The 21,019-nt window shown below is 34.4% G+C and carries 20 protein-coding genes and 1 other annotated feature; all 20 genes read left to right on the forward strand.

All coding sequences use genetic code 11. From position 1 onward, the window contains the following. Positions 1 to 933: 933 nt before the first annotated feature. The 20 genes from cysE (at position 934) to fusA (ending at position 20,980) form a co-directional block, all read left to right on the forward strand. Positions 934 to 1,596, forward strand: coding sequence for a serine O-acetyltransferase (gene cysE, locus CD113_RS10670; RefSeq protein WP_197697105.1), 663 nt, complete (start codon positions 934 to 936; stop codon positions 1,594 to 1,596). Then, complete coding sequence (cysS, locus tag CD113_RS10675) at positions 1,580 to 2,980, forward strand: cysteine--tRNA ligase (protein ID WP_002465115.1); 1,401 nt, start codon at positions 1,580 to 1,582, stop codon at positions 2,978 to 2,980. Before cysE ends, cysS begins: the two co-directional genes overlap by 17 nt. Then, positions 2,973 to 3,377 (forward strand): Mini-ribonuclease 3, encoded by a 405-nt coding sequence (locus CD113_RS10680; protein ID WP_002465114.1) that lies wholly within the window; start codon positions 2,973 to 2,975, stop codon positions 3,375 to 3,377. Before cysS ends, CD113_RS10680 begins: the two co-directional genes overlap by 8 nt. Before the next feature lie 7 nt (positions 3,378 to 3,384). Then, the gene (gene rlmB / locus CD113_RS10685; protein ID WP_002465113.1) at positions 3,385 to 4,131 is read left to right on the forward strand and encodes a 23S rRNA (guanosine(2251)-2'-O)-methyltransferase RlmB; all 747 of its coding nucleotides are present in this window, start codon (positions 3,385 to 3,387) and stop codon (positions 4,129 to 4,131) included. Continuing rightward, complete coding sequence (locus tag CD113_RS10690; RefSeq protein WP_002465112.1) at positions 4,131 to 4,655, forward strand: NYN domain-containing protein; 525 nt, start codon at positions 4,131 to 4,133, stop codon at positions 4,653 to 4,655. Before rlmB ends, CD113_RS10690 begins: the two co-directional genes overlap by 1 nt. Before the next feature lie 74 nt (positions 4,656 to 4,729). Continuing rightward, positions 4,730 to 5,284: a sigma-70 family RNA polymerase sigma factor gene (locus tag CD113_RS10695; protein WP_002465111.1), complete on the forward strand. Its 555-nt coding sequence runs from the start codon at positions 4,730 to 4,732 to the stop codon at positions 5,282 to 5,284. Between the two features lie 118 nt (positions 5,285 to 5,402). Then, on the forward strand, positions 5,403 to 5,546 hold the full coding sequence (gene rpmG, locus CD113_RS10700; RefSeq protein ID WP_002465110.1) for a 50S ribosomal protein L33: 144 nt from the start codon (positions 5,403 to 5,405) through the stop codon (positions 5,544 to 5,546). 52 nt (positions 5,547 to 5,598) lie between these two features. Further along, the gene (gene secE, locus CD113_RS10705) at positions 5,599 to 5,781 is read left to right on the forward strand and encodes a preprotein translocase subunit SecE (RefSeq protein ID WP_002465109.1); all 183 of its coding nucleotides are present in this window, start codon (positions 5,599 to 5,601) and stop codon (positions 5,779 to 5,781) included. A gap of 12 nt (positions 5,782 to 5,793) precedes the next feature. Beyond that, positions 5,794 to 6,342 carry a transcription termination/antitermination protein NusG gene (gene nusG, locus CD113_RS10710; RefSeq protein ID WP_002465108.1) on the forward strand — a complete coding sequence of 183 codons (549 nt, stop codon included), beginning with the start codon at positions 5,794 to 5,796 and terminating at the stop codon, positions 6,340 to 6,342. A gap of 180 nt (positions 6,343 to 6,522) precedes the next feature. Beyond that, positions 6,523 to 6,945, forward strand: coding sequence for a 50S ribosomal protein L11 (gene rplK / locus CD113_RS10715; RefSeq protein WP_002465107.1), 423 nt, complete (start codon positions 6,523 to 6,525; stop codon positions 6,943 to 6,945). A gap of 203 nt (positions 6,946 to 7,148) precedes the next feature. Then, positions 7,149 to 7,844 carry a 50S ribosomal protein L1 gene (gene rplA / locus CD113_RS10720; protein ID WP_002465106.1) on the forward strand — a complete coding sequence of 232 codons (696 nt, stop codon included), beginning with the start codon at positions 7,149 to 7,151 and terminating at the stop codon, positions 7,842 to 7,844. An 82-nt stretch (positions 7,845 to 7,926) separates the two neighbouring features. Then, positions 7,927 to 8,073 (forward strand) — a sequence feature (ribosomal protein L10 leader region). Between the two features lie 37 nt (positions 8,074 to 8,110). Further along, positions 8,111 to 8,611 carry a 50S ribosomal protein L10 gene (gene rplJ, locus CD113_RS10730; RefSeq protein WP_002465105.1) on the forward strand — a complete coding sequence of 167 codons (501 nt, stop codon included), beginning with the start codon at positions 8,111 to 8,113 and terminating at the stop codon, positions 8,609 to 8,611. 42 nt (positions 8,612 to 8,653) lie between these two features. Then, the gene (gene rplL / locus CD113_RS10735) at positions 8,654 to 9,022 is read left to right on the forward strand and encodes a 50S ribosomal protein L7/L12 (protein WP_002465104.1); all 369 of its coding nucleotides are present in this window, start codon (positions 8,654 to 8,656) and stop codon (positions 9,020 to 9,022) included. Between the two features lie 181 nt (positions 9,023 to 9,203). Continuing rightward, a complete protein-coding gene (locus tag CD113_RS10740) occupies positions 9,204 to 9,812 on the forward strand; it encodes a class I SAM-dependent methyltransferase (RefSeq protein WP_002465103.1) in 609 nt (202 codons plus the stop codon). Between the two features lie 217 nt (positions 9,813 to 10,029). Continuing rightward, positions 10,030 to 13,581: a DNA-directed RNA polymerase subunit beta gene (rpoB, locus tag CD113_RS10745; protein ID WP_095092576.1), complete on the forward strand. Its 3,552-nt coding sequence runs from the start codon at positions 10,030 to 10,032 to the stop codon at positions 13,579 to 13,581. Between the two features lie 165 nt (positions 13,582 to 13,746). Continuing rightward, on the forward strand, positions 13,747 to 17,346 hold the full coding sequence (gene rpoC / locus CD113_RS10750; RefSeq protein ID WP_088177521.1) for a DNA-directed RNA polymerase subunit beta': 3,600 nt from the start codon (positions 13,747 to 13,749) through the stop codon (positions 17,344 to 17,346). A gap of 124 nt (positions 17,347 to 17,470) precedes the next feature. Then, a complete protein-coding gene (locus CD113_RS10755) occupies positions 17,471 to 17,725 on the forward strand; it encodes a ribosomal L7Ae/L30e/S12e/Gadd45 family protein (protein ID WP_002465101.1) in 255 nt (84 codons plus the stop codon). A 99-nt stretch (positions 17,726 to 17,824) separates the two neighbouring features. After that, positions 17,825 to 18,238: a 30S ribosomal protein S12 gene (rpsL, locus tag CD113_RS10760; protein WP_002465100.1), complete on the forward strand. Its 414-nt coding sequence runs from the start codon at positions 17,825 to 17,827 to the stop codon at positions 18,236 to 18,238. A gap of 69 nt (positions 18,239 to 18,307) precedes the next feature. Beyond that, complete coding sequence (rpsG, locus tag CD113_RS10765) at positions 18,308 to 18,778, forward strand: 30S ribosomal protein S7 (protein ID WP_001137495.1); 471 nt, start codon at positions 18,308 to 18,310, stop codon at positions 18,776 to 18,778. A 120-nt stretch (positions 18,779 to 18,898) separates the two neighbouring features. Continuing rightward, entirely contained in the window at positions 18,899 to 20,980 is a 2,082-nt protein-coding gene (fusA, locus tag CD113_RS10770; protein WP_002465099.1) for an elongation factor G, read from the forward strand. The last annotated feature ends 39 nt before the right edge of the window (positions 20,981 to 21,019 follow it).

Genomic DNA, 21,019 nt, shown 5'->3' on the forward strand with positions numbered 1-21,019 from the left:
CATGGATTTTTGATGACGGGTCCCTTCCACCCCGGCAAAACTGACTAGGTTTGTAAAATGTTGATAAATCAACATTTTACAAATTAGACAGTTACTGCCAAATGCTTAATATTAAGTATAAATGCTTTATGTCCCAGGCTCTTGAAAAAATGAAAGTAACAAATTAAGATGAAATTGTGTAATTTAAGTCGTCTTTGTAAAAGTAATATAAATCAAAGGATTAGTAATTAATCATGTATGTTTCAGAGAATGTACGGTTGCTGCGAGTACAACTTACTGATTAATGAATGCACCTTTGAAATAACATTTTAATACTTAAAAATGAGAATAAAAGAAGATACTGTGTATAATATAGAATTGTTAATCATGATAAGTGTGTGGCTAATTCTAGTATAAGCATGTAATTTTTCTTTTATTGAATTCAGAGTGGAACCGTGCGGAAGCGCCTCTAACATTAATTTAATATGTTAGAGGCGTTTTTGTCATAGTAAAAACTTTAGGTTCTCTCCCAAATTGGACTGATACATAATTATTTTTTAAGCCTCGCTATGCCCAACCTGCATTGCATGATAAAACTGGATAACCAGTTTTTCTGTGTTGGGTCCCTTCCTAGGGTGCTGTCTCAGCCTGTAGTCTTCGACTAGCACTGCTCCCTCAGGAGTCTCGGCTTCAAAACAGTTTATATATTAAATTATTCATTTTTTTATTTATCAGTCCTGAAAAATAGAGAACCAAACTTTATGACTGTTCAATATGAGTTTAACGAAATATAAAGAGTTAGCACTACTATGACACGAGATGAGCAATGTTTTAAGTATTTTAAAGTAGTTTAAGTATTATTAATAGAAATTATGACTTATCAAGGTTTAAAAGTAACAAGATATATGTTTGAAGACTAACATCATAAATTAACTAAACAGGTCAATTGATAGTATGTCGGGGGAGGTAAACATCTTGCTAAAAAGAATGAGAGACGATATTAAAATGGTGTTTGAACAAGACCCAGCAGCACGTTCAACATTAGAAGTTATAACTACATATGCTGGTTTACATGCAGTTTGGAGTCACCTAATTGCGCATAAACTTTACAATAAAAAGAAATATGTAACAGCACGATTGATTTCCCAGATTTCACGATTTTTTACAGGAATTGAAATACACCCAGGTGCTAAAATTGGTAAACGTCTGTTTATTGATCATGGTATGGGCGTAGTTATAGGAGAGACATGTACAATAGGTGATAACGTGACAATCTATCAAGGTGTCACATTAGGTGGAACAGGAAAAGAAAAAGGTAAACGTCATCCAGATATTGGTGACAATGTCTTAATTGCAGCAGGATCTAAAGTGCTAGGTAACATAAAAATTCATTCAAATGTTAACATTGGTGCAAATTCAGTTGTATTGCAGTCTGTGCCTAGTTATTCCACAGTTGTTGGTATACCAGGACATATAGTCAAACAAGATGGCATACGTATTGGTAAAACGTTTGATCATCGTAATTTACCAGATCCTATTTATGAACAAATTAAACATTTAGAACGACAACTTGAAAAAACGAAGAACGGAGAGATTCAAGATGATTACATTATATAATACATTGACACGTCAAAAAGAAGTATTTAAACCGATAGAACCAGGGAAAGTTAAAATGTATGTTTGTGGACCTACAGTATATAATTATATTCATATTGGAAATGCAAGACCAGCAATCAATTATGATGTTGTAAGACGTTATTTTGAATACCAAGGATATGACGTAGACTATGTTTCAAACTTTACAGATGTAGACGATAAACTTATTAATCGCTCAAAAGAACTAAATCAAAGTGTTCCAGAAATTGCAGACAGATATATTGAAGCATTTTATGAAGATGTAGGTGCTTTAAATGTTAAAAAAGCTACTTCTAACCCGCGTGTCATGGACCATATGGACGATATTATTCAATTTATCAAAGATTTGGTTGATCAAGGATATGCATATGAAAGTGGTGGAGATGTATACTTCCGAACTCGTAAATTTGATGGATATGGTAAATTAAGTCATCAATCTATCGATGATTTAAAGGTTGGTGCTCGTATAGATGCAGGAGAACAAAAAGAAGATGCCCTAGATTTTACATTGTGGAAGAAAGCTAAACCAGGTGAAATCAGTTGGGATAGTCCTTTTGGAGAGGGACGACCAGGTTGGCATATTGAATGTTCAGTTATGGCATTTCATGAATTAGGAGCAACGATCGATATCCATGCTGGAGGATCAGATTTACAATTCCCACATCATGAAAACGAAATTGCTCAGTCAGAAGCACATAATCATGCGCCATTTGCTAATTATTGGATGCATAATGGATTTATTAATATTGATAATGAAAAAATGAGTAAATCATTAGGAAATTTCATTTTAGTTCATGACATTATTAAAGAAGTAGATCCAGATGTATTACGCTTTTTCATGATTAGTGTACATTATAGAAGCCCTATTAATTATAATTTAGAACTAGTTGAAGCGGCACGCAGTGGTCTAGAAAGAATTAGAAATAGTTATCAATTAATTGAAGAGCGACAAGAAATTGCGACTGATATTGAAGAACAAAATGATTATATTAAACAAATACAAGCCATTTTAGATAGATTCGAAACAGTGATGAACGATGATTTTAACACAGCAAATGCTATTACAGCTTGGTATGATTTAGCAAAATTAGCAAACAAATATGTATTAGAAAATACGACATCATCAAAAGTAATTGCTAAATTTAAAGAGGTTTATCAAATTTTCAGCGATGTATTAGGTATTCCTTTAAAAGATTCAAAAGTAGCATTATTACTAGATGAAGATATAGAAAAGTTAATTGAAGAACGTAATCTAGCTAGAAAAAATAAAGATTTTGCACGTGCTGATGAAATTAGAGATATGTTGAAAGAACAAAACATTATCTTAGAAGATACACCACAAGGGGTTAGATTTAAACGTGGATAACCAACAAGTGAATCATATTAAATTATTAAACCCATTAACTTTAGCCTATATGGGAGATGCAGTGTTGGACCAATATGTTCGTTCTTATATCGTTTTGAAACTAAAAAGTAAACCCAATAGATTACATCAGGTGGCGAAACGGTACGTATCTGCTAAAAGCCAAGCACAAACGTTAGAATTATTAATTGAAGAACAATGGTTTACAGACGAAGAAATGGACATTTTAAAAAGAGGACGTAATGCCAAAAGTTATACCAAAGCTAAAAATACAGATATCCAAACGTATAGAAAGAGCTCTGCTCTAGAAGCCGTACTTGGTTATTTATATTTAACAAAGCAAGAAGAAAGACTAGAACAATTATTAACAAAAATAATCAACATTGTTAACGAAAGGTAGTGACTTTATGGAAGATGAAGTTATTGTCGGTAGACATGCAGTGAGAGAAGCGATTATCTCAGGACATCCAATCAATAAAATATTGATCCAAGATGGCATAAAAAAACAACAAATTAATGAAATTTTAAAAAATGCAAAAGAGCAAAAAATAATAGTTCAAACTGTGCCAAAATCAAAATTAGATTTTTTAGCAAATGCACCACATCAGGGTGTTGCTGCTTTGATTGCACCATATGAATATGCTGATTTTAATCAATTTTTAAAAGAGCAAAATGATAAAGAGGGATTATCTACAGTATTAATATTAGATGGTTTAGAAGATCCACATAATTTAGGGTCTATTCTTAGAACAGCTGATGCTACAGGAGTAGATGGCGTTATCATCCCTAAACGTCGTTCAGTCACATTAACACAAACAGTTGCTAAAGCATCTACTGGAGCGATTCAACACGTTCCAGTAATTAGAGTAACCAATTTAGCTAATACAATTGATGAATTAAAAAATAATGGTTTTTGGGTTGCAGGTGCGGAAGCACACAATGCAACAGATTATCGTAATTTAGAGGCGGATATGTCATTAGCAATTGTTATTGGAAGTGAAGGGCAAGGTATGAGTCGTCTTGTAAGTGATAAGTGTGATTTTTATATCAAAATTCCAATGGTTGGACATGTTAATAGTTTAAATGCATCTGTAGCAGCTAGTTTAATGATGTATGAAGTTTACAGAAAAAGAAATGATATTGAGGCAACATAATGAAAAAACGTTATTTGATAATAGACGGTTATAATATGATAGGACAATCGAGTAAACTTAGTGCCATTGCAAAAGAAAATTTGGAAGAAGCACGTCAACAACTATTAGATACGATTGCCAACTATAGTGCTGTAATTACAGATGAAGTTATTTGCGTCTTTGATGCCTATGAACAATCAGGTATTGAAAGAGAATATATCTATCATGGAGTGAAAACAATTTTCACTAAAGAAAAAGAAACTGCTGATAGTTTTATAGAACGCTATGTATATGAGCTTTATGATAAACATACAAAACATATTACTGTAGTAACGAGTGATATGAGTGAACAACATGCAATTTTTGGTTCGGGAGCATACAGAATTTCTTCCAGAGAAATGTGGAGAGACTTAAAAGAAAGTGCGATAGATGTTAGTAAATCACTAGAAGATATTAGTGAAAATAAACCAAGAACTCGAATTCAGTTGTCTTCAGACATACTTGCCAAATTTGAAGAAATTCGCAGAGGAGATAATAATAAGTAGATTTTTTGTCATCTTGAAATTTTTATATGTCTACGTATAAACTAACCTTAATTTAACTTGAAAGGTAAGAAAGCGTGACAAATCAATATTTAAATATCTCTAATGATAAACAGCAACTAGATACATCCACACACTTTAACAACTTATTACAACAATTGCATCCGACAATTATGAGTAGGATCATGAAGATGAGAATTAGTGATTGTGATAAAGAAGATTTATATCAAGAAGTAATTATTAGAATCTATAAAGCAACAAAGACATTTGATTTTAATGGTAAACAACCATTTAAACATTATGTACAATGTGTTATAAGTTCAGTGAAATATGATTATTTACGTAAATATTTAGCAATCAATAGAAGGACTGAAAGCTTAATTAACGAATATAAAGTGAAGTATAGTAATCATTCGCTATATAAAGAAACAGAATTATGTTGTCTTTACAAAATGCAATTAACAGAACTGCAAGGACAATTTAAATATTTAAGTATATTTGAAAAGGAAGTAATGACGCTAGTATGTCAATATTATAGCCCTAAAGAAATTGCTACAATACTCAATGTTAGTGATAAAAAAGTATACAATGCAATACAGAGAAGTAAACAAAAAATTAAAGTATATTGTTAAAATGGTTATTATAAATAGGATAGCGATAAAGAGAAGACATATTGTTTAGCTAGTTTGACATTTGTCATAAATTTTATGTATAGTATACTGGTATTATAATGAACAAAGGTGAATTATAGTGAGAAAAATACCGTTAAATTGTGAAGTTTGTGGTAGTAGAAACTATCACGTTCCCAAGCAGGGAGACGCATCAGTTAGATTAAGTATAAAGAAATATTGTCCTAAATGTAATGCGCATACAATTCATAAAGAGTCGAAATAAATGTATTCATTATGACAAGGTTATATGTTTGAAAGATTTGGAGGTAGTACAAATGGCTAAAAAAGAAAGTTTCTTTAAAGGCGTTAAGTCTGAAATGGAAAAAACAAGTTGGCCGACAAAAGAAGAGTTGTTTAAGTATACTGTTATAGTTGTATCAACTGTGATATTCTTCTTAGTCTTTTTCTATGCCTTAGATATTGGAATTACTGCATTGAAAAATTTATTATTTGGTTAGAGGAGTGAAGACATGTCTGAAGAAGTTGGCGCAAAGCGTTGGTATGCCGTGCATACATATTCAGGATATGAAAATAAAGTTAAAAAGAATTTAGAAAAAAGAGTAGAATCTATGAATATGACTGAACAGATTTTTAGAGTAGTCATACCAGAAGAAGAGGAAACTCAAGTAAAAGATGGTAAAGCTAAAACGACAGTTAAAAAAACGTTCCCTGGTTATGTACTAGTTGAGTTAGTTATGACTGATGAATCTTGGTATGTAGTAAGAAACACCCCAGGAGTAACAGGATTTGTAGGATCTGCAGGCGCAGGATCTAAACCTAATCCATTATTACCTGAAGAAGTTCGTTTTATATTAAAACAAATGGGACTAAAAGAAAAAACGATCGATGTAGAATTAGACATTGGAGAACAAGTTCGTATCAAGTCTGGTCCGTTCGCAAATCAAGTAGGAGAAGTTCAAGAAGTTGAAGCGGACAAATTTAAATTGACAGTTTTAGTAGATATGTTTGGTCGTGAAACACCAGTAGAAGTTGAATTTGATCAAGTAGAAAAGCTGTAAAAATTAGCAGCATAATAATAATAACCATCAAAAATAATATTAGTATTGATTTTATAAATAAAAAAGTGTTAAAATAATGTGGTCGCGCTTTTAGGAGCGTCCATTTCGTCACGAAATGTTAGAGTGGGAGGGCAAAACTGAGCCCTGTGACCACATCACGATATCAAGGAGGTGCACATCGTGGCTAAAAAAGTAGAAAAAGTAGTTAAATTACAAATTCCTGCAGGTAAAGCAAATCCAGCACCACCAGTTGGTCCAGCATTAGGTCAAGCAGGTGTGAACATTATGGGATTCTGTAAAGAATTCAACGCACGTACGCAAGATCAAGCAGGTTTAATCATTCCGGTAGAAATCAGTGTTTATGAAGATCGTTCATTTACATTCATTACAAAAACTCCACCGGCTCCAGTACTACTTAAAAAAGCAGCTGGTATTGAAAAAGGTTCTGGTGAACCTAACAAAACTAAAGTTGCTACAGTAACTAAAGATCAAGTACGTGAAATTGCTAATAGTAAAATGCAAGATTTAAATGCTGCAGACGAAGAAGCAGCTATGCGTATTATCGAAGGTACTGCTCGTAGTATGGGAATCACTGTTGAATAATAAATCAAATTTTAAAATTTGATCACAAAGATTTAAAAGATGAAGCAGATAACAGAATTCATAATTTTAAATTATATATAACCAATGATATTAACATTTAGAGTTTAATATTGGTTATATATTCTGTTGTCTGCTCTCGACTTGCATGATTGCAAGGAATGTGGGAGGAAATTCCGCTAAAACCACTAAAGGAGGAACAATTAATGGCTAAAAAAGGTAAAAAGTATCAAGAAGCAGCTAGTAAAGTTGATCGTACTCAACACTACAGTGTTGAAGAAGCAATTAAATTAGCTAAAGAAACAAGTATTGCTAACTTTGACGCATCAGTTGAAGTTGCTTTCCGTTTAGGAATTGATACACGTAAGAATGACCAACAAATCCGTGGTGCAGTAGTGTTACCAAACGGTACTGGTAAATCACAAAGTGTATTAGTTTTTGCTAAAGGCGATAAAATTGCTGAAGCAGAAGCAGCAGGTGCTGATTATGTAGGTGAAGCAGAATACGTTCAAAAAATCCAACAAGGTTGGTTTGACTTTGATGTAGTTGTTGCTACACCAGACATGATGGGCGAAGTTGGTAAATTAGGTCGAGTATTAGGGCCAAAAGGTTTAATGCCTAACCCTAAAACTGGAACTGTAACTATGGACGTTAAAAAAGCTGTTGAAGAAATCAAAGCTGGTAAAGTAGAATATCGTGCTGAAAAAGCTGGTATTGTACATGCGTCAATCGGTAAAGTTTCATTCACTGATGAACAACTTATTGAAAACTTTAAAGCATTACAAGATGTGTTAGCTAAAGCTAAACCATCATCTGCTAAAGGTACTTACTTCAAATCTGTTGCTGTAACTACAACAATGGGTCCTGGCGTTAAAGTAGATACTACTTCTTTCAAACTATAATATAGATGAACATAAGACTGAGAGATATTTTCTCTCAGTCTTTAAAAATATGTTGACAATATGTAGATAACGAGTTATATTACATATTGTGATTATTTTACCTAAGACAGTAGGAGTTATTTGTAACTTAAAATTTATCCTACCGAGGCTAAAATTGACTTGAACGTGATGATCTATGATCTTTCAAGCACTTTTTGCCGTGGGTAGAAAGTGCTTTTTTTTAATTTTAAAAAAAGCACCCAAAAATATTAAATGGAGGTGTCTGAATGTCTGCTATCATTGAAGCTAAAAAACAACTAGTTGATGAAATTGCTGACGTATTATCAAATTCAGTTTCAACAGTTATCGTTGACTATCGTGGTTTAACAGTTGCTGAAGTTACTGAACTACGTTCACAATTACGTGAAGCTGGTGTTGAGTATAAAGTATACAAAAACACTATGGTACGTCGTGCAGCTGAAAAAGCTGGTATCGAAGGTTTGAATGATTTCTTAACAGGTCCTACAGCTATTGCAACTTCTAAAGAAGATGTAGTAGCACCAGCAAAAGTACTTGCAGGATTTGCTAAAGAACATGAAGCGTTAGAAATTAAATCAGGCGTTATGGAAGGAAATGTTATTACAGCAGAAGAAGTTAAAACTGTTGGTTCATTACCTTCACACGATGGTCTTGTATCTATGCTTTTATCAGTATTACAAGCTCCAGTACGCAACTTCGCTTATGCGGTTAAAGCTGTTGGAGAACAAAAAGAAGAAAGCGCTGAATAATTTTTAGCGTAACTAAATTTAAAAATAACGGAGGAATTATAAATGGCTAATCAAGAACAAATCATTGAAGCAATTAAAGAAATGTCAGTGTTAGAATTAAACGACTTAGTAAAAGCAATCGAAGAAGAATTTGGTGTAACTGCAGCAGCTCCAGTAGCAGCAGCAGGTGCAGCAGGTGGCGGAGACGCAGCTGCTGAAAAAACTGAATTTGATGTTGAATTAACTTCAGCTGGTTCATCTAAAATCAAAGTTGTTAAAGCAGTTAAAGAAGCAACTGGCTTAGGCTTAAAAGATGCTAAAGACTTAGTAGATGGAGCTCCTAAAGTAATCAAAGAAGCTTTACCTAAAGAAGAAGCTGAAAAACTTAAAGAACAATTAGAAGAAGTTGGAGCTACTGTAGAATTAAAATAATTCTAGTATCTTAACTTAATATGAATTTCAATATTGTTATTTGACATATCGAATAGCAAAGATATTGATAATATTCTTTGAGAAGTTAAAACCCCGTTATTTCGATAACGGGGTTTTAACTCATTTATAGGTTGTTTTAATGTTATAATATGTCAATAAGAACTATGAATGAGGTGGATTAATGAGCCATTACTATGATGAAAATCCTGATGTGGAAAGTGATGAACAACATATTAAATACACTTTTGATAATGAACAATTAGATTTAATAACTGATAACGGTGTTTTTTCGAAAGACAAAGTGGATTATGGTAGTGATGTGTTAATTCATACTTTCATGAAAATGTATCCACCTGGACCAAGCAAAACAATTGCTGATGTTGGATGTGGATATGGACCTATCGGATTAACAATAGCTAAAAAGTCACCACATCATAAAATTTATATGCTTGATGTAAATCGTCGAGCTCTAACTTTAGCTCAAAAGAATAAAAAGAAAAATAACATCGAAAATGTTGTGATTAAAGAAAGTGACGCGTTGAATGCTGTTGAAGATAATAGTTTTGATTTTATTTTAACTAATCCCCCAATAAGAGCGGGTAAAGAAGTTGTTCATCGTATTTTCGAGGAATCTATAAACAAGCTAAAGCAAGAAGGACAACTGTTTGTTGTTATACAAAAGAAACAAGGCATGCCTTCTGCTAAGAAAAAGATGCAACAATTATTTGGCAATGTCGAAGTAGTAAATAAAGATAAAGGATATTATATTTTGAGAAGTACAAAGTCTTGAAATGAATGTGATATTCTGTTATAGTTATATAATGTAAAAATTTATGTTCAATAAGTGTGTACTTTTACGTTAAATAAATAAGTGAATCAAGAATAAACATATGAATCGAAAATGGTGTCATCATTAGTGTTGCCGTTTTCTTTTTGTCTTTATATATTGCTGATCTTATGATGTTTAGGTAAAAGCGGATCACACAATTTTTGAGGGGTGAATCTGTTTGGCAGGTCAAGTTGTCCAATATGGAAGACATCGTAAACGTAGAAACTACGCTAGAATTTCAGAAGTATTAGAATTACCAAACTTAATAGAAATTCAAACAAAATCTTACGAATGGTTCCTTAACGAAGGTTTAATTGAAATGTTTAGAGACATTTCTCCGATAGAAGATTTTACTGGTAATTTATCATTAGAATTTGTTGATTACCGTTTAGGTGAACCAAAATATGACTTAGAAGAATCTAAAAACCGTGACGCAACATATGCAGCACCTCTTCGTGTTAAAGTTCGTCTAATCATTAAAGAAACTGGTGAAGTTAAAGAGCAAGAAGTATTTATGGGTGATTTCCCATTAATGACTGATACTGGTACGTTCGTTATTAATGGTGCTGAACGTGTAATCGTATCACAATTAGTACGTTCACCATCCGTTTACTTTAATGAAAAATTAGATAAAAATGGTCGAGAAAACTATGACGCTACAATCATTCCAAACCGTGGTGCATGGTTAGAGTTTGAAACTGATGCAAAAGACGTTGTTTACGTGCGTATTGATAGAACACGTAAATTACCATTAACTGTATTATTACGTGCTTTAGGTTTCTCAAGCGACCAAGAAATTGTTGACTTATTAGGAGACAATGAATATTTACGTAATACGCTTGAAAAAGATAGTACGGAGAACACTGAACAAGCATTATTAGAAATCTATGAACGCTTGCGTCCAGGTGAACCACCAACTGTTGAAAATGCTAAGAGTTTACTATACTCACGTTTCTTCGATCCAAAACGTTATGATTTAGCGAGTGTGGGTCGATACAAAACAAACAAAAAATTACATTTAAAACATCGTTTGTTCAATCAAAAACTTGCTGAACCAATCGTTGATAGCGAAACTGGGGAAATTGTAGTTGAAGCAGGAACTGTACTTGATCGTCGTAAATTAGATGAAATCATGGACGTTTTAGAATCAAATGCAAATAGTGAAGTGTTTGAATTACACGGTAGTGTTATAGATGAACCTGTTGAAATTCAATCAATTAAAGTATATGTACCAAATGATGAAGAAGGACGTACTACTACTGTAATTGGTAATGCTTTCCCAGATTCAGAAGTTAAATGTATTACACCAGCTGATATTATTGCTTCAATGAGTTATTTCTTTAACTTATTAAGTGGTATTGGTTATACAGATGATATTGACCATTTAGGTAATCGTCGTTTACGTTCTGTAGGCGAATTATTACAAAACCAATTCAGAATTGGTTTATCTAGAATGGAAAGAGTTGTACGTGAAAGAATGTCTATTCAAGACACTGATTCTGTCACACCACAACAATTAATCAATATTCGTCCAGTAATTGCATCTATTAAAGAATTCTTTGGTAGCTCTCAATTATCTCAATTCATGGACCAAGCTAATCCATTAGCTGAATTAACACATAAACGTCGTTTATCAGCATTAGGACCTGGTGGTTTAACTCGTGAACGTGCTCAAATGGAAGTACGTGACGTTCACTATTCTCACTATGGCCGTATGTGTCCAATTGAAACACCTGAGGGACCAAATATCGGATTAATTAACTCATTATCAAGCTATGCTCGAGTTAACGAATTCGGATTTATTGAAACACCTTATCGTAAAGTAGACATAGATACGCATGCTATTACTGATCAAATTGACTATTTAACAGCTGATGAAGAAGATAGTTATGTTGTTGCCCAAGCCAACTCTAAATTAGATGAAAATGGTCGTTTTATCGAGGACGAAGTTGTTTGTCGTTTCCGTGGTAATAACACAGTTATGGCCAAAGAAAAAATGGACTACATGGATGTATCTCCTAAACAAGTTGTTTCTGCAGCAACAGCATGTATCCCATTCTTAGAAAACGATGACTCAAACCGTGCGTTAATGGGTGCAAACATGCAACGACAAGCAGTACCATTGATGAACCCAGAAGCACCATTTGTTGGTACAGGTATGGAACACGTAGCAGCACGTGACTCTGGTGCGGCGATTACAGCTAAACATAGAGGACGTGTAGAACATGTTGAATCTAATGAAATCTTAGTTAGACGCTTAGTTGAAGAAAATGGTGTTGAACACGAAGGTGAATTAGATCGTTATCCATTAGCTAAATTCAAACGTTCAAACTCAGGTACTTGTTACAATCAACGTCCAATCGTTGCTGTTGGAGATGTAGTTGAATACAACGAGATTTTAGCTGACGGTCCTTCTATGGAATTAGGAGAAATGGCACTTGGTAGAAACGTCGTTGTTGGTTTCATGACATGGGACGGTTATAACTACGAAGATGCTGTTATCATGAGCGAAAGATTAGTAAAAGATGATGTATATACGTCAATTCATATTGAAGAGTATGAATCAGAAGCGCGTGATACTAAACTTGGACCTGAAGAAATTACTCGTGATATTCCAAACGTTTCTGAAAGTGCACTTAAAAACTTAGATGATCGTGGTATTGTTTATGTGGGTGCTGAAGTTAAAGATGGAGACATCTTAGTTGGTAAAGTTACGCCTAAAGGTGTTACTGAACTTACTGCAGAAGAAAGACTGTTGCATGCTATCTTTGGTGAAAAAGCACGTGAAGTTAGAGACACTTCATTACGTGTACCACATGGTGCAGGCGGTATTGTGTTAGATGTTAAAGTCTTCAATCGTGAAGAGGGAGATGATACGTTATCTCCTGGTGTAAACCAATTAGTACGTGTATATATCGTGCAAAAACGTAAAATTCACGTAGGAGATAAAATGTGTGGTCGTCACGGTAACAAAGGTGTTATCTCTAAAATTGTTCCAGAAGAAGATATGCCTTACTTACCAGATGGAACACCAATCGATATCATGTTAAACCCACTAGGTGTACCTTCACGTATGAATATCGGACAAGTATTAGAGCTACATTTAGGTATGGCTGCTAAAAACTTAGGTATTCATGTTGCATCACCAGTATTTGATGGTGCTAACGATGACGATGTATGGTCTACTATCGAAGAAGCTGGTATGGCTCGCGATGGTAAAACTGTATTGTATGATGGACGTACTGGTGAACCATTCGATAATCGTATTTCTGTTGGTGTTATGTATATGCTTAAATTAGCACACATGGTAGATGATAAATTACATGCGCGTTCAACTGGACCATATTCATTAGTAACTCAACAACCATTAGGTGGTAAAGCACAATTTGGTGGTCAACGTTTTGGTGAAATGGAAGTATGGGCACTTGAAGCTTATGGTGCAGCATATACATTACAAGAGATACTAACTTATAAATCTGATGATACTGTAGGTCGTGTAAAAACTTACGAAGCTATTGTAAAAGGTGAAAATATCTCTAGACCAAGTGTTCCTGAATCATTCCGTGTATTGATGAAAGAATTACAAAGTTTAGGCCTAGACGTTAAAGTGATGGATGAACAAGATAATGAAATCGAAATGGCTGACGTTGATGACGAAGATGTTGTTGAACGTAAAGTAGACTTACAGCAAAAAGATGCTCCAGAATCACAAAAAGAAGTAACTGATTAATACGCAATTTAAATAAAATAGGGCAGTAAGTGTACAAACTGAGTAGTGAATATATTCAGTTTGTCACTTTTGACCTAATAAAATAAATGCAAATCAATCAAATAGCACAGCTAATCTAAATTGAAGGAGGTAGGCTCCTTGATTGATGTAAATAATTTCCATTATATGAAAATTGGGTTAGCTTCACCTGAAAAAATCCGTTCTTGGTCATTTGGTGAAGTTAAAAAACCTGAAACAATCAACTACCGTACATTAAAACCTGAAAAAGATGGTCTATTCTGCGAAAGAATTTTTGGACCTACAAAAGACTGGGAATGTAGTTGTGGTAAATACAAACGTGTTCGCTACAAAGGCATGGTCTGTGATAGATGTGGTGTAGAAGTAACAAAATCTAAAGTACGTCGTGAAAGAATGGGACACATTGAACTAGCTGCTCCTGTTTCACATATTTGGTATTTTAAAGGAATTCCAAGTCGTATGGGATTATTACTTGATATGTCACCTAGAGCATTAGAAGAAGTCATTTACTTTGCTTCTTATGTTGTAGTAGATCCAGGTCCAACTGGTCTAGAAAAGAAAACATTATTATCTGAAGCTGAATTCAGAGATTACTATGATAAATACCCAGGTCAATTCGTTGCTAAAATGGGTGCTGAAGGTATTAAAGATCTACTTGAAGAAATTGATTTAGATGAAGAACTTAAACAATTACGTGATGAGTTAGAGTCAGCAACTGGACAAAGACTTACTCGTGCAATTAAACGTTTAGAAGTTGTTGAATCATTCCGTAACTCAGGTAATAATCCTGCATGGATGATATTAGATGTTCTTCCTATCATTCCACCAGAAATTCGTCCAATGGTTCAATTAGATGGTGGACGTTTTGCAACAAGTGATTTAAATGATTTATATCGTCGTGTTATCAATCGTAATAATCGTTTAAAACGTTTATTAGATTTAGGTGCACCTGGTATTATTGTGCAAAACGAAAAACGTATGTTACAAGAAGCTGTCGATGCATTGATTGACAATGGTCGTCGTGGTCGTCCAGTAACTGGACCAGGTAACCGCCCATTAAAATCTTTATCACACATGCTTAAAGGTAAACAAGGTCGTTTCCGTCAAAACTTACTTGGTAAACGTGTTGACTATTCTGGTCGTTCAGTAATTGCAGTTGGACCAAGTCTTAAAATGTACCAATGTGGTCTTCCAAAAGAAATGGCATTAGAATTGTTCAAACCTTTTGTTATGAAAGAATTAGTACAACGTGAGATTGCTACTAACATCAAAAATGCTAAGAGTAAAATCGAGCGTATGGATGATGAAGTTTGGGATGTATTAGAAGATGTTATTAGAGAACATCCAGTATTACTTAACCGTGCACCAACATTGCATAGATTAGGTATTCAAGCATTTGAACCAACATTAGTAGAAGGTAGAGCTATTCGTTTACATCCACTTGTAACGACTGCGTATAATGCCGATTTTGATGGTGACCAAATGGCTGTTCACGTACCTTTATCTAAAGAAGCACAAGCTGAAGCAAGAATGTTAATGTTAGCTGCTCAAAATATCTTAAACCCTAAAGATGGTAAACCAGTTGTAACACCATCTCAAGATATGGTATTAGGTAACTATTATTTAACATTAGAAAGAAAAGATGCAGTGAATACAGGTGCAATCTTTAATGACACAAATGAAGTGTTAAAAGCTTATGCAAACGGATTTGTACATTTACACACTCGTATTGGTGTACACGCAAGTTCATTTAATAATCCAACATTTACTGATGAACAAAATAAAAAAATTCTTGTAACTTCTGTAGGTAAAATTATTTTCAATGAAATCATTCCGGATTCATTTGCGTATATTAACGAGCCTACACAAGAGAATCTAGAACGTAAAACTCCAGATAGATACTTCATTGATCCGACAACATTAGGTGAAGGTGGCTTAAAAGCTTACTTTGAAAATGAAGAATTAATAGAACCATTCAACAAAAAATTCTTAGGAAACATCATTGCAGAAGTGTTTAATAGATTCAGTATTACTGATACATCTATGATGCTTGATAGAATGAAAGATCTAGGATTTAAATTCTCATCTAAAGCTGGTATCACAGTTGGTGTCGCTGATATCGTGGTATTACCAGATAAACAACAAATTTTAGATGAACATGAAAAATTAGTTGATAGAATTACTAAACAATTTAACCGTGGTTTAATCACTGAAGAAGAAAGATATAATGCAGTTGTTGAAATTTGGACAGATGCAAAAGATCAAATTCAAGGTGAATTAATGCAATCACTTGAAAAAACAAACCCAATCTTTATGATGAGTGATTCAGGTGCCCGTGGTAACGCATCTAACTTTACACAATTAGCTGGTATGCGTGGTTTAATGGCTGCACCATCTGGTAAGATTATTGAATTACCAATCACTTCATCATTCCGTGAAGGTTTAACAGTACTTGAGTACTTCATCTCAACACACGGTGCTCGTAAAGGTCTTGCTGATACAGCCCTTAAAACAGCTGACTCAGGTTACCTTACTCGTCGTCTTGTTGACGTTGCTCAAGATGTTATCGTTCGTGAAGAAGATTGTGGTACGGACAGAGGTTTATTAGTTTCTGATATTAAAGAAGGTACAGAAATGATTGAACCATTTATTGAACGTATCGAAGGACGTTATTCAAAAGAAACAATTCGTCATCCACAAACAGACGAAATTATTATTCGTCCTGATGAATTAATAACACCTGAAATTGCTAAGAAAATTACTGATGCAGGTATTGAACAAATGTATATCCGCTCAGCATTTACTTGTAATGCTAGACACGGTGTTTGTGAAAAATGTTATGGTAAAAACCTTGCTACTGGTGAAAAAGTTGAAGTTGGTGAAGCAGTTGGTACAATTGCTGCCCAATCAATTGGTGAACCAGGTACACAGCTTACTATGCGTACATTCCATACAGGTGGGGTAGCTGGTAGTGATATTACACAAGGTCTTCCACGTATTCAAGAAATTTTCGAAGCACGTAATCCAAAAGGTCAAGCGGTGATTACTGAAATCGAAGGTGTTGTTGAAGACATTAAATTAGCTAAAGATAGACAACAAGAAATAGTTGTTAAAGGTGCAAACGAAACTAGATCTTATCTAGCTTCTGGTACTTCAAGACTTAAAGTAGAAATTGGTCAACCAGTACAACGTGGTGAAGTATTAACAGAAGGTTCTATTGAGCCTAAGAACTACTTAGCAGTTGCTGGTTTAAATGCTACTGAAAGTTACTTATTAAAAGAAGTACAAAAAGTTTACCGTATGCAAGGTGTTGAAATCGATGATAAACACGTTGAAGTAATGGTAAGACAAATGTTACGTAAAGTTCGTATCATTGAAGCTGGTGATACTAAATTATTACCAGGTTCATTAGTTGATATCCATAACTTCACAGATGCTAATAGAGAAGCATTTAAACATCGTAAACGCCCAGCAACAGCTAAACCAGTGTTACTAGGTATTACGAAAGCATCACTTGAAACAGAAAGTTTCTTATCTGCAGCATCATTCCAAGAAACTACAAGAGTTCTTACAGATGCAGCTATTAAAGGTAAACGTGATGATTTATTAGGTCTTAAAGAAAATGTAATTATCGGTAAATTGATTCCAGCTGGTACTGGTATGAGACGTTATAGTGACGTTAAATATGAAAAAACAGCTGCACCTATTGCTGAAGTAGAGGCACAAGAAGAAATTATCGAACAATAATAACTAACAGAGGCTATTAATTTAGCCTCTTGTTATTTTTATAGTGAATACATGTTGACTTTGTAGCTTAATCAATGTTAATATATTAAAGGTTGATGCAAGCAGAACTTTGGAGGATAAGTTATTGTCTAAGGAAAAAGTTGCACGCTTTAACAAACAACAATTTGTAGTTGGTCTTAAAGAAACGCTTAAAGCGTTGAATAAAGATCAAGTTACATCTTTGATTATTGCTCAAGACGTTGAAGTTCATTTAATGGCTCGCGTGTTAAGCCAAATCAATCAACAAAATATTCCTGTATCATTTTTCGAGAGCAAACGTGCTTTAGGAAAATATGTAGGTATTAATGTTAATGCTACAATTGTCGCATTACTTAAATGAGAATTAGTAAGTATCAATGCTTACTAAATTTTATTTAACTTAAAAATGAACCACCTGGATGTGTGGGATTAAAAAATGGAAGAGAGGAGGACATATCACATGCCAACTATTAACCAATTAGTACGTAAACCAAGACAAAGTAAAGTTAGAAAATCAGACTCTCCAGCTTTAAATAAAGGTTTTAACAGTAAAAAGAAAAAATTTACTGATTTAAACTCACCACAAAAACGTGGAGTTTGTACTCGTGTAGGTACTATGACACCTAAAAAACCTAACTCAGCGTTACGTAAATATGCTCGTGTGCGTTTATCAAACAACATTGAAATTAACGCATACATTCCTGGTATCGGCCATAACTTACAAGAACACAGTGTTGTACTTGTACGTGGTGGACGTGTAAAAGACTTACCTGGTGTTCGTTACCACATCGTACGTGGTGCACTTGATACTTCAGGTGTTGACGGACGTAGACAAGGTCGTTCATTATACGGAACTAAAAAACCTAAAAACTAATAATTAAATTTATGTTTTTACATGTGATTTAATTACATTACAATTATTAAGGAAGGGAGGATTTACATTATGCCTCGTAAAGGATCAGTACCTAAAAGAGACGTATTACCAGATCCAATTCATAACTCTAAGTTAGTAACAAAGTTAATTAACAAAATTATGTTAGATGGTAAACGCGGAACAGCACAAAGAATTCTTTATTCAGCATTCGACCTAGTTGAACAACGTAGTGGTCGTGATGCATTAGAAGTATTCGAAGAAGCAATCAACAATATTATGCCAGTATTAGAAGTTAAAGCACGTCGTGTTGGTGGTTCTAACTATCAAGTACCTGTAGAAGTTCGTCCAGAACGTCGTACTACTTTAGGATTACGTTGGTTAGTTAACTATGCACGTCTTCGTGGTGAAAAAACGATGGAAGACCGTTTAGCTAACGAAATTTTAGATGCAGCAAATAATACAGGTGGTGCCGTTAAGAAACGTGAGGATACTCACAAAATGGCTGAAGCGAACAAAGCATTCGCTCACTACCGTTGGTAAGATAAAAGCTTTTACCCTGAGTGTGTTAATTGTTAGTGACCCATCATTAGCAATTCATACTTAGGGCATCGCCATATCTATCGTATTTATTCAGTAATTAACTGGAAGGAGAAAAAATACATGGCTAGAGAATTTTCACTAGAAAAAACTCGTAATATCGGTATCATGGCTCACATCGATGCTGGTAAAACGACTACGACTGAACGTATTCTTTATTACACTGGCCGTATCCACAAAATTGGTGAAACACACGAAGGTGCTTCACAAATGGACTGGATGGAACAAGAACAAGATCGTGGTATTACAATCACATCTGCAGCAACAACTGCAGCTTGGGACGGTCACCGTGTGAATATTATCGATACACCTGGACACGTAGACTTCACTGTTGAAGTTGAACGTTCATTACGTGTACTTGACGGAGCAGTTACAGTACTTGATGCACAATCAGGTGTTGAACCTCAAACTGAAACAGTTTGGCGTCAGGCTACAACATATGGTGTTCCTCGTATCGTATTTGTAAACAAAATGGATAAATTAGGTGCTAACTTCGAATATTCTGTAAGTACTTTACATGATCGTTTAGATGCTAATGCAGCTCCAATCCAATTACCAATTGGTGCAGAGGACGAATTCGAAGCAATCATTGACTTAGTTGAAATGAAATGTTTCAAATATACAAATGATTTAGGTACTGAAATTGAAGAAATTGAAATTCCTGAAGATCATAAAGAAAGAGCTGAAGAAGCTCGTTCTGCATTAATCGAAGCAGTTGCTGAAACTAGCGACGAATTAATGGAGAAATATCTTGGTGACGAAGAAATTACAATTGCTGAATTGAAAAATGCTATCCGTGAAGCTACTACTAATGTAGAATTCTACCCAGTACTTTGTGGAACAGCTTTCAAAAACAAAGGTGTTCAATTAATGCTTAATGCTGTAATTGATTACTTACCTTCACCACTAGACGTTAAACCAATTATTGGTCACCGTGCTAGTAACCCAGAAGAAGAAGTAATTGCAAGAGCTGACGACTCAGCTGAGTTCGCTGCTTTAGCATTTAAAGTTATGACTGACCCTTATGTTGGTAAATTAACATTCTTCCGTGTGTACTCAGGTACAATGACATCTGGTTCATACATTAAGAACTCAACTAAAGATAAACGTGAACGTGTAGGTCGTTTATTACAAATGCACGCTAACTCACGTCAAGAAATCGACACTGTATATTCAGGAGATATCGCAGCTGCGGTAGGTCTTAAAGATACAGGAACTGGTGATACTTTATGTGGTGAGAAAAATGACATTATCTTGGAATCAATGGAATTCCCAGAACCTGTTATCCACTTATCAGTTGAACCAAAATCTAAAGCTGACCAAGATAAAATGACTCAAGCTTTAGTTAAATTGCAAGAAGAAGATCCAACATTCCATGCGCATACTGATGAAGAAACTGGACAAGTTATCATTGGTGGTATGGGTGAACTTCACTTAGATATCTTAGTAGACCGTATGAAGAAAGAATTTAACGTTGAATGTAACGTAGGTGCTCCAATGGTTTCATATCGTGAAACTTTCAAATCATCTGCACAAGTTCAAGGTAAATTCTCTCGTCAATCTGGTGGTCGTGGTCAATACGGTGATGTTCACATCGAATTTACACCTAATGAAACTGGTGGCGGTTTTGAATTCGAAAACGCTATCGTTGGTGGTGTAGTTCCTCGTGAATATATTCCATCAGTTGAAGCTGGTCTTAAAGATGCTATGGAAAATGGTGTCTTAGCAGGTTATCCATTAATTGATGTTAAAGCTAAATTATATGATGGTTCATACCATGATGTCGATTCATCAGAAATGGCCTTCAAAATTGCTGCATCATTAGCACTTAAAGAAGCTGCTAAAAAATGTGATCCTGTTATTTTAGAACCAATGATGAAAGTTACTATCGAAATGCCTGAAGAATACATGGGTGATATCATGGGTGACGTAACATCTCGTCGTGGACGTGTTGATGGTATGGAACCTCGTGGTAATGCACAAGTTGTTAATGCTTATGTACCACTTTCAGAAATGTTCGGTTACGCAACTTCATTACGTTCAAATACACAAGGTCGCGGAACTTACACAATGTACTTTGATCATTATGCCGAAGTTCCAAAATCAATTGCAGAAGAAATTATCAAGAAAAATAAAGGTGAATAATATAACTTGTTTTGACTAGCTATGCTAGGTTAGAATAAT

This window comes from Staphylococcus simiae, assembly GCF_002902085.1.
Taxonomy (GTDB): Bacteria; Bacillota; Bacilli; order Staphylococcales; family Staphylococcaceae; genus Staphylococcus; species Staphylococcus simiae.

Coding starts and splice junctions, on each gene's coding strand:
- fusA (WP_002465099.1), top strand. CDS start 18,899: ATGGCTAGAGAATTTTCACTAGAAAAAACTCGTAATATCGGTATCATG.
- secE (WP_002465109.1), top strand. CDS start 5,599: ATGGCTAAAAAAGAAAGTTTCTTTAAAGGCGTTAAGTCTGAAATGGAA.
- cysE (WP_197697105.1), top strand. CDS start 934: ATGTCGGGGGAGGTAAACATCTTGCTAAAAAGAATGAGAGACGATATT.
- rplL (WP_002465104.1), top strand. CDS start 8,654: ATGGCTAATCAAGAACAAATCATTGAAGCAATTAAAGAAATGTCAGTG.
- rpsL (WP_002465100.1), top strand. CDS start 17,825: ATGCCAACTATTAACCAATTAGTACGTAAACCAAGACAAAGTAAAGTT.
- rplA (WP_002465106.1), top strand. CDS start 7,149: ATGGCTAAAAAAGGTAAAAAGTATCAAGAAGCAGCTAGTAAAGTTGAT.
- CD113_RS10740 (WP_002465103.1), top strand. CDS start 9,204: ATGAGCCATTACTATGATGAAAATCCTGATGTGGAAAGTGATGAACAA.
- nusG (WP_002465108.1), top strand. CDS start 5,794: ATGTCTGAAGAAGTTGGCGCAAAGCGTTGGTATGCCGTGCATACATAT.
- rpsG (WP_001137495.1), top strand. CDS start 18,308: ATGCCTCGTAAAGGATCAGTACCTAAAAGAGACGTATTACCAGATCCA.
- rplJ (WP_002465105.1), top strand. CDS start 8,111: ATGTCTGCTATCATTGAAGCTAAAAAACAACTAGTTGATGAAATTGCT.
- rpoC (WP_088177521.1), top strand. CDS start 13,747: ATGAAAATTGGGTTAGCTTCACCTGAAAAAATCCGTTCTTGGTCATTT.
- rlmB (WP_002465113.1), top strand. CDS start 3,385: ATGGAAGATGAAGTTATTGTCGGTAGACATGCAGTGAGAGAAGCGATT.
- cysS (WP_002465115.1), top strand. CDS start 1,580: ATGATTACATTATATAATACATTGACACGTCAAAAAGAAGTATTTAAA.
- CD113_RS10690 (WP_002465112.1), top strand. CDS start 4,131: ATGAAAAAACGTTATTTGATAATAGACGGTTATAATATGATAGGACAA.